This window comes from Cellulomonas biazotea (assembly GCF_004306155.1).
GTDB lineage: Bacteria > Actinomycetota > Actinomycetes > Actinomycetales > Cellulomonadaceae > Cellulomonas > Cellulomonas biazotea.
Genome location: NZ_BIMR01000231.1, coordinates 1 through 7,562 on the forward strand (window position 1 = coordinate 1; position 7,562 = coordinate 7,562).

A 7,562-nucleotide genomic window follows, 5' to 3' on the forward strand; every position below is an offset into this window, starting at 1 on the left:
CGCCGGGACGGTGCGCCGGTGAGCGCCTGGGTGCCCACGGCCGGGCCGGACAGCGCAGGCGTGGCGCGCGTCCGCGCGGCGCCCACGGGCGCGGCGACGGCCGACGGGGTCGCAGCCGACGGCGACGCGGCCGACCGCCGCCTCGACGACGTCGTCCGCGCGCACCTGCCCGGCCTGCTGCGGTACGCGACGGTCCTCACGGGCGACGGGCACACCGCCGCCGACCTGGTCCAGGAGGTGCTGCTGCGCGCACACGTGCGCTGGACCCGGATCGGCCTCATGGCGCGGCCCGACCTGTACCTGCGCCGCATGGTGACCAACGAGCACCTGTCGTGGCGGCGGCGCTGGCACGTGCGGACCGTGCGGCCGACCGAGGACGCCGCGCTCGCCGCCCGCATCGACCCGCAGCGCGACCACGCCGAGCACGTCGTCGAGGACGACGCGATGTGGGGGCACCTCGCGGCACTGCCCCCGCGGCAGCGCGCCGTGCTCGTGCTGCGCTACTACGAGGGTCTCGACGACACCGAGATCGCGGGCGTGCTCGGCACCTCCGCGGCGACCGTCCGCTCCCACGCCTCCCGTGCCCTGGCGACGTTGCGTCGCACCGACCTCACCCTCCCCCCGGAGACACCATGACCGAGCACCCGCGGGCCACGGACGGCTCGCAGCACCCCCGCTCCGAGCCCCGGCCCGAGCCCCGCACCGCGCCCGGCGGCACCCCGGCGCCCGACGACCTCGGCGACCGGATCACGCGGGCGCTGCGCTCCAGAGCCGCTGCTTCCCCCGACCCCGCGGTCGTCGCGGCCCGCATCGAGGCCGGGCTGGCCGACGCGCCCGTGCACCGGGCGACGGTCACCGTGCTCACGCGGCGCGGAGGACGCGTCGTCGCCGCCGGTGTCGTCACCTCCGCGCTCGCGGTCGCGGGCGCGGGCGCGGCCGCCGCCGCGAACCCCTACTCGGGCGTCGCGCGTGCCGTGGAGGACGTCGCGCACGCCGTGGGCATCGAGTGGTCGGCCATGCCCGACGGGTACACGCGCGAGCAGTACGAGGCCTTCTGGGGCGCGGGGTACACGGTCGAGGACGTCGACGCGCTCGGCGCGCTCTGGCAGACCGACGCGGTGCAGACGAAGGCGCGCGCCGGGCAGATGGTGCTCGACGGCGAGGTCGTGCCGGTGCCGCCGGGGCTGCTGGTCCCGGGCGGGGACGACGCGACGTGGGGGTCGGCCGAGGAGCGCGAGGTGGAGGCGTTCTGGAACGCCGGCTACACCGCCGAGGACGTCGACGCGCTCAACGCGCTGTGGGACAGCGACCACATGGAGACCAAGGCCCGGGCGGGACGGATGCTGCTGGACGGCACTCCCCTGCCGTTCGGGCCGGGCGAGGGCGACGACGCGGGTCGCGGCTGACGGGCGGCCGGCGCCGTGCGCCGGTCGAGCAGGTCGCGGCGCACGAGGTCCGCGTCACGACGGTGGTCGAAGTCGGGCACCACGGGGCGGGCCCGGGTCTAGGGTGTCGAGCGCCGGGCCGCACCTGACGCCGGGCGGACAGCGTCGCAGCCCGGCGCCCGGACCCCGGGCGCTCGCGGGCTCGACACCGGTGAGCCTCTGGAGGACCCATGAAGCCCCTGGCGAGCGGTGACCGCTCCCGCCGGCGCTCGGCGGCCGTCGGCGTCGTCGCGGCGACCCTGACCGTGGCCGCGACCGGGGCGGCGTACGCCCTCGCGAGCGCCGACCGCCCGCAGGCCGAGCAGGTCGTCGCCGGTGGTGCGGACGCCGTGGCGACGGCGGACCCGACGCCCTCGCTGCTCCCGCAGGACGTGACCGACGAGAGCGCCGGACCCGACGAGTACACGCAGGCGCGCGCGGACGCGTTCTGGGGCGCGGGCTACTACATGGAAGACGCCGACGCGCTCGCCGCGCTGTGGCAGCTCGACCTGCTGGAGGCGAAGGGCCGGGCGGGGCAGCTGCTGCTCGACGGCCTCCCGGTGCCCGTCGCGCCCGGCTCGTCCCTCGACCTGACGGACCCGGACACGCTCGACGGCCTGGCCTTCGAGGCGTACTGGGATGCGGGCTACAACAGCGAGGAGGCCGCCGTCCTCGCCGAGCTGTGGAACGTCGACGTCGGCGAGGCGAAGCTCACCGCCGGTCGGATGCTCCGCGCCGGGCAGCCGCTGCCGATCCCCCCGAACGCGGCGCCGCAGTCCTGACCCAGGGGGCGGGCGCGACGTCCGGCCGCTCCTGGCCCGCGACCGCTCGCCGCGTCCGGCCGAGGTGGTCGGCGGCGAAGCCGACGAGGTCCCGCACGCGCACGAGCCGCGCCGTCGCGTCACCCACGGGGGCGACGACCTCGCCCCCGGTCGCGCCGAACGCGGCGCCGACGGCCTCGAAGTCGGCGTCGTCGACGACGGGCTCGTCGAACCACACCCACTCCCGCCGGCCGTCGACCAGCAGCGGCGCACCGTTGCGGACCGTCGGCAGCGGGAGCCCGCAGCGGGCCTCGGCGAGGTGCAGCGCCGTGCACTTGTCGTACCCCACGCCGAGCAGGAGGACCTGGGCGTCGAGGGCGTGCAGCGCCGCGAGCGGCGAGCCCTCGCCGACGGGGTCGTCGAGGTCGTGCCGGGCGACGACCTGCGCGGCACGGGGACCGTGCGCGACGAACGACCGGTGCGGGTGCGCCGAGCGCAGCGTCCCGGGCAACGTGCGCAGCGCCTCGACGACCAGACCCATGGTGCGGGTGGGCGTCCAGGCCGGGTCGTAGACGGGCAGCGCGGCGCGGACGTCGTCGTACCGGTCCGGCGGCACCGACGGGTCGGCGAGGTACGCGGGATCGCACAGCTGCCACGACTGGGACGGCATGACGAGCGTGCCGTCGTCGCCGAGGACGTCGAGCAGCGCCCGCACGACGGCCTGCTCGCCGCCGACGACCGTGCCGAGCCGCGACAGCGACGCGTGCACGAGCAGCACGCCCCCGGGCTCGACCCCGAGCGCGCGCAGGTCGCGCCCGAGGTCGGAGCCGAGGACGAGCGTCACGCGAGGCGCCAGACGGTCACGCCGGGCCCGTCGCCGCCGACCTGCAGGGCGTCGTCGGCGACGTCGAGCGTGCCCTCGCCGTAGAGGCGCTCGGCGCGCCCGCCCGCGAGCAGGTGCCGGGGCAGCGCGACGCCGGACCACGGCGCACGCGACGCGACGACGAGCACACGCTCGTCGGCGGTCTCGCGCAGGTACGCGAGCGCGTCGTCCTCGACGACGGCCCACCGCAGGCCGCCCTCGCGCAGCGCGCGCGACGAGCGCCGCAGGGCGATGAGGGACCGGTACGTCTCGAACGTGCGGGCGTCCCAGCGGGACCCGCCGCCCGCCTCGATCTGGTCCCACGGCATCGGCACGCGCGCGTGCTCGCCGTTGGTGCCGGTCGCGCCGCCCTCGTCGCCCGCGAACAGCGCGGGCGTGCCGGGGTAGGTGAACAGCAGGCCGGCGGCGACCTCGACGAGCCGCGGGTCGCCGACGACGGTCCGCAGGCGCGGCGTGTCGTGCGAGCCGAGCATGTTCCACTGCCGCGCGGTGACCTTCCACGGCACGGTCGCGTCGAACTCGCGCATCGTGCCGACGACCGAGCCGCCGTCGCGGCGCGGGATCGTCGTGGGGATGCCGAGGAAGTCGAGCGTGGTCGCCGGGTCGACGAGCCACGTCCACAGCGGCTTCGTGAACGCCGAGTAGTTCATGTTGACCTGCCAGCCCTCGCCGGTCAGGTCGCCCGCGGCGTCGTGGAAGTGCTCGCTGACGAGCACCGCGTCGGGGTTGGCCTCGGTCATCGTGGCGCGCAGCGTCCGGGCGACGTGGTGCGTGAAGTCGTCGGACGCGTACCGGCCGGTCATGTTGGCGACGTCGATGCGCCAGCCGTCGATCGCGAACGGCTCCCCCAGCCAGCGGCCGATGACCGAGCCGGGACCCTCGACCATCCGCCGGGCGAGGGCCGACGAGCCGTAGTTGAGCTTCGGCAGCGACGGGACGTCGAGCCACGCCACGTAGCCGAGGTCGGACTCCTTGTCCCAGTAGTAGAACTCGGCCTCCTCGGAGGACCGGTCCTGCAGCGCGCGCTCGAACCACTCGTGCGCGACGCCCGTGTGGTTCGTCGTGAAGTCGCCGACCAGGCGCATGCCGCGCGCGTGCAGGGCACGTCGCAGCGACACCATGGCCTCGTCGCCGCCGAGGAGCGGGTCGACGTGGTCGAACGTCGTCGCGTCGTAGCGGTGGTTCGACCGCGACGGGAAGACGGGCGTCAGGTAGACCGTGTCGACCCCGAGCCGCTGCAGGTGGTCGAGCCGCTGCTCGATGCCGAGCAGGTCGCCGCCGTAGAGCTGCACGGGCGTGGACGGGCCGCGGGCGACGGGCTCGTCCTCCCAGTCCGCGGGCTCCGCCCAGGACGGCATCTCCCGCTCGACGCCCGACCGCGCGAACCGGTCCGGGAAGATCTGGTAGACGACCGCGGACGACGTCCAGGCCGGCGCCGGCTCGTGGACCGTGAGGCGGAAGTCCGCGGCGTCCGGGACGTCGCCGGTGTGCACGCCGCGCCCGTTGAGCCAGCGGTAGCCGCCGGGCTCGTCGAGCAGCGCCCGGTACGTGGTGACCGGGTTGTGCACGGGGATGTCGGCGACGTACCAGCGCTCGTGCGCGTCGGTGTGCTCCAGGCGGGCCTGGACCATGCGCGGCTCGGCGTCGCGCACGGTCCGCACCCACAGGGCACGCTCGGTGCCGGACGCCGGCACACGGAACCGGACCGGTACGACGTCGCCCAGCGCGGGCGTGCCCTGCGGGACGTACAGCTCGGAGCCGTCGTGGTGGGGCTGGTCGAGCAGGTGGTGCACGGTCATCGGCGGCGTCATCCCTTCACCGCGCCGGTCGTCAGGCCGGACACGATGTAGCGCTGGAGGAACTGGAACAGGAGCACGACGGGGATCGCGGCGAGCACGGCACCGGCGGCGAACACGCCCCAGTACTCCGAGAACCGCTGCGAGACGTACTGGTAGAGCCCGACGGGCAGCGTCTGGCTGTCGGGGTCGACGAGCACGATCGACGCGATGAGGAAGTCGGAGAACACCCCGACGAACGACAGCAGGCCGACGACGGCGAGGATCGGCGCGACGAGCCGCAGGATGATCCCGAAGAAGATCTGCGCGTGGCTCGCGCCGTCGATCTTGGCGGCCTCGTCGAGCTCCTTCGGCACGGTGTTGAAGAACCCGTACATGAGGTAGGTGTTCACGCCGAGCGCACCGCCCAGGTACACGAGGATCAGGCCGAGCCGCGACCCGAGGCCGATCGCCGGGAAGACCTCGCGCAGCGTCACGAGCAGCAGGAAGATCGCGACGTACGCGAGGACCTGCGGGAACATCTGGATGAGCAGCAGCGACAGCAGCCCGCCGCGGCGCCCGCGGAACCGGAACCGCGAGAACGCGTACGCGGCCGCCGCGCCGAGCAGCACCGTGCCGACCGACGTCGTGGTCGCGATGACGAGCGTGTTGACGAACCAGCGCGCGTACGGGTGCACCGGGTCGGTGAGGAGCTCGACGTAGTTGGTGAGCGAGATGCTCGAGAACAGCCGGTTCGACCCCGTGAGGGAGCCCGTCGGGTTCAGCGACGAGGACACCACGTAGAGGATCGGGATGAAGGCGAACGCCAGCACGGCGAACGTGACGACGTGGCGCCAGCCGAGCTCGCGCCACCAGCGCAGGCCCTTCGGCGTCGTGTCGCGCTGGACGGGCACCTCGGTGCCCGTGCGGGTCGTGACGGTCGTGGGGTGGGTCGTCTGGGCAGCCATGTCAGATCAGGTCCTCGAGTGCGCGCGTCCTGCGGAAGGTGGCCGCCGAGATCGAGGCGACGATGAGGAAGATGAGGATCGAGACCGCGCAGGCGAGCCCGTACTGACGGTTCACCCCGCCGAACGCGAGCCGGTACACGAACGTGATGAGGATGTCCGTCGCCCCGACGTCGACCGGTGCCGACAGGTCGTCGGGACCGCCCTCGGTGAGCAGGTAGACGACGTTGAAGTTGTTGAAGTTGAAGGCGAACGACGAGATGAGCAGCGGCGCGGTCGAGACCATGAGCAGCGGCATCGTCAGGCCGCGGAACATCCGCCACGGCTTCGCGCCGTCGATCTTGCCCGCCTCGTAGATCTCCTGCGGGATGGACTGCAGCGCACCCGTGCAGATGAGGAACATGTAGGGGAAGCCCAGCCAGAGGTTGACGACGAGCACGGAGATCTTCGCGAGCCACGGGTCGGTCAGCCACGGGATGTGCGCGCCGCCGAGCAGTGTCGCGTTGACGAAGCCGAAGTCGCGGTTGAGCATGCCCTGCCACACGAGCGCCGTGAGGAACGCCGGGAAGGCGTACGGGACGATGAGCAGCGACCGGTAGATCTTGCGGCCGCGGACCTTCGGGTGGTTGAGCACGATCGCCATGAACAGGCCCAGCCCGAACGTCGTGGCGACGGACAGGATCGCGAACGCGAACGTCCACAGCAGGACCCCGAGGAACGGTCCGGCGAGCGTGGAGTCGGTGAAGACGCGCGTGAAGTTGTCGAGCCCGACGAAGACCTTCCAGCCGGTGCCGAGCTGCGAGCCGTCGGAGGCGACGAACGAGCCGACCTCCTCGTCGGCCAGGTACACCGTGCCGGTCGTGGTGTTGGTGATGCTGCCGGCGGCCTCGTCCCACTCCATCGTCGAGACGTAGACGTAGCCGGTCGAGCCGTCGGGCGTGCGGACGCTGCCGTCGTTCGGGTCGTCGGAGATCGGCACGCGCAGCGCGAAGATCGCGTCCTGCTGGGCGAGGACCTCGCCGAACTGGAGGGTCTGCCAGCCGTCGACCGCGGTGACCCGGCCGTCGTCGACGGTCGCGTCGACGGGGTGCAGGGGCTCCTCGGCGGTGCCGACCTGCGCGTCGCCCTCGCCGTCGACCACGGCGAACCCGAGCGTGTCGCCGTCGGAGAGGACGGTCAGCGGGTAGGACGGCGAGTCGGGCAGGCGCGTCTCGTTCTGCACGAGGACCGCCTCGACGGCGTCGGCCTGCGTGGAGTTGTGGCCGTCGCCGTAGTTCGTGAAGGCGGTGACGCCCGTGTAGAGGACGACGAACACCTGGTAGACGAGCAGGAAGAGCAGGCCGGGCACGAGGTACTTGGCCGGGAGCATGCGCTTCGAGAAGTAGACGACGTTGACGACCGCGAGCGCGACCACGAGGAACGCGACGATGCCCCACTGCTGCAGGGCGCCGGCGGCGAGGATCCCGTAGACGCCGAGCGCGTCGACGAGCGCGACGAGCGCGAGCTTGATCCAGAAGCCGCGCGTGATCTCCTGCCGGCTCCACCACGACCCGCGCCGGTCGGCGCGGACCTCGGGGGGTGGGGCGGTCGGGTCCGTGCGGGCGTCAGGGCGGGTCGACGTGTCCGTCATGGGGGTGTGCTCCGGTGATCGGCGGTGATCGGCGTGCGCGCGCGCGGGGGCGCACGGGGTCCCGCCCGGGACGACGCCCGTGGCGGGGGGCCCGGTGGCCCGGCCGGGACGATCCGGCCGGGCC

General features: G+C 73.8%; 7 protein-coding genes. 3 read left to right on the top strand and 4 right to left on the bottom strand.

Going from position 1 to position 7,562, the window contains the following annotated elements; genetic code table 11:
- The 3 genes from CBZ_RS14550 to CBZ_RS14560 form a co-directional block, all read left to right on the top strand.
- Nucleotides 1-636: RNA polymerase sigma factor (locus CBZ_RS14550; RefSeq protein WP_307720762.1), on the top strand; the 636-nt coding region annotated here is incomplete at its 5' end.
- Nucleotides 633-1,406 (top strand): hypothetical protein, encoded by a 774-nt coding sequence (locus tag CBZ_RS14555; protein WP_130782236.1) that lies wholly within the window; start codon nt 633-635, stop codon nt 1,404-1,406. The genes CBZ_RS14550 and CBZ_RS14555, both read left to right, overlap by 4 nt.
- Nucleotides 1,407-1,615: 209 nt before the next feature.
- Entirely contained in the window at nt 1,616-2,206 is a 591-nt protein-coding gene (locus tag CBZ_RS14560) for a hypothetical protein (protein ID WP_130782237.1), read from the top strand.
- On the opposite strand, the gene CBZ_RS14565 is transcribed toward CBZ_RS14560, so the two are convergent.
- The 4 genes from CBZ_RS14565 to CBZ_RS14580 are packed head-to-tail and all read right to left on the bottom strand — an operon-like array spanning nt 2,136 to nt 7,438.
- On the bottom strand, nt 2,136-3,029 hold the full coding sequence (locus CBZ_RS14565; RefSeq protein WP_130782238.1) for an AAC(3) family N-acetyltransferase: 894 nt from the start codon (nt 3,027-3,029) through the stop codon (nt 2,136-2,138). The genes CBZ_RS14560 and CBZ_RS14565 overlap by 71 nt on opposite strands.
- Nucleotides 3,026-4,879 (bottom strand): glycoside hydrolase family 13 protein, encoded by a 1,854-nt coding sequence (locus CBZ_RS14570; protein ID WP_246013417.1) that lies wholly within the window; start codon nt 4,877-4,879, stop codon nt 3,026-3,028. Before CBZ_RS14570 ends, CBZ_RS14565 begins: the two co-directional genes overlap by 4 nt.
- Nucleotides 4,876-5,811, bottom strand: coding sequence for a sugar ABC transporter permease (locus CBZ_RS14575; RefSeq protein ID WP_130782239.1), 936 nt, complete (start codon nt 5,809-5,811; stop codon nt 4,876-4,878). The genes CBZ_RS14570 and CBZ_RS14575 overlap by 4 nt, the downstream gene beginning before the upstream one ends.
- Before the next feature lies 1 nt (nt 5,812).
- Nucleotides 5,813-7,438 (bottom strand): ABC transporter permease subunit, encoded by a 1,626-nt coding sequence (locus CBZ_RS14580; protein WP_130782240.1) that lies wholly within the window; start codon nt 7,436-7,438, stop codon nt 5,813-5,815.
- Nucleotides 7,439-7,562: the final 124 nt, after the last annotated feature.

What these genes read in the sequence shown, in the direction of transcription:
- CBZ_RS14555 (WP_130782236.1), top strand. Translation starts at nt 633, where the DNA reads ATGACCGAGCACCCGCGGGCCACGGACGGCTCGCAGCACCCCCGCTCC.
- CBZ_RS14560 (WP_130782237.1), top strand. Translation starts at nt 1,616, where the DNA reads ATGAAGCCCCTGGCGAGCGGTGACCGCTCCCGCCGGCGCTCGGCGGCC.
- CBZ_RS14570 (WP_246013417.1), bottom strand. Translation starts at nt 4,879, where the DNA reads ATGACGCCGCCGATGACCGTGCACCACCTGCTCGACCAGCCCCACCAC.
- CBZ_RS14575 (WP_130782239.1), bottom strand. Translation starts at nt 5,811, where the DNA reads ATGGCTGCCCAGACGACCCACCCCACGACCGTCACGACCCGCACGGGC.
- CBZ_RS14580 (WP_130782240.1), bottom strand. Translation starts at nt 7,438, where the DNA reads ATGACGGACACGTCGACCCGCCCTGACGCCCGCACGGACCCGACCGCC.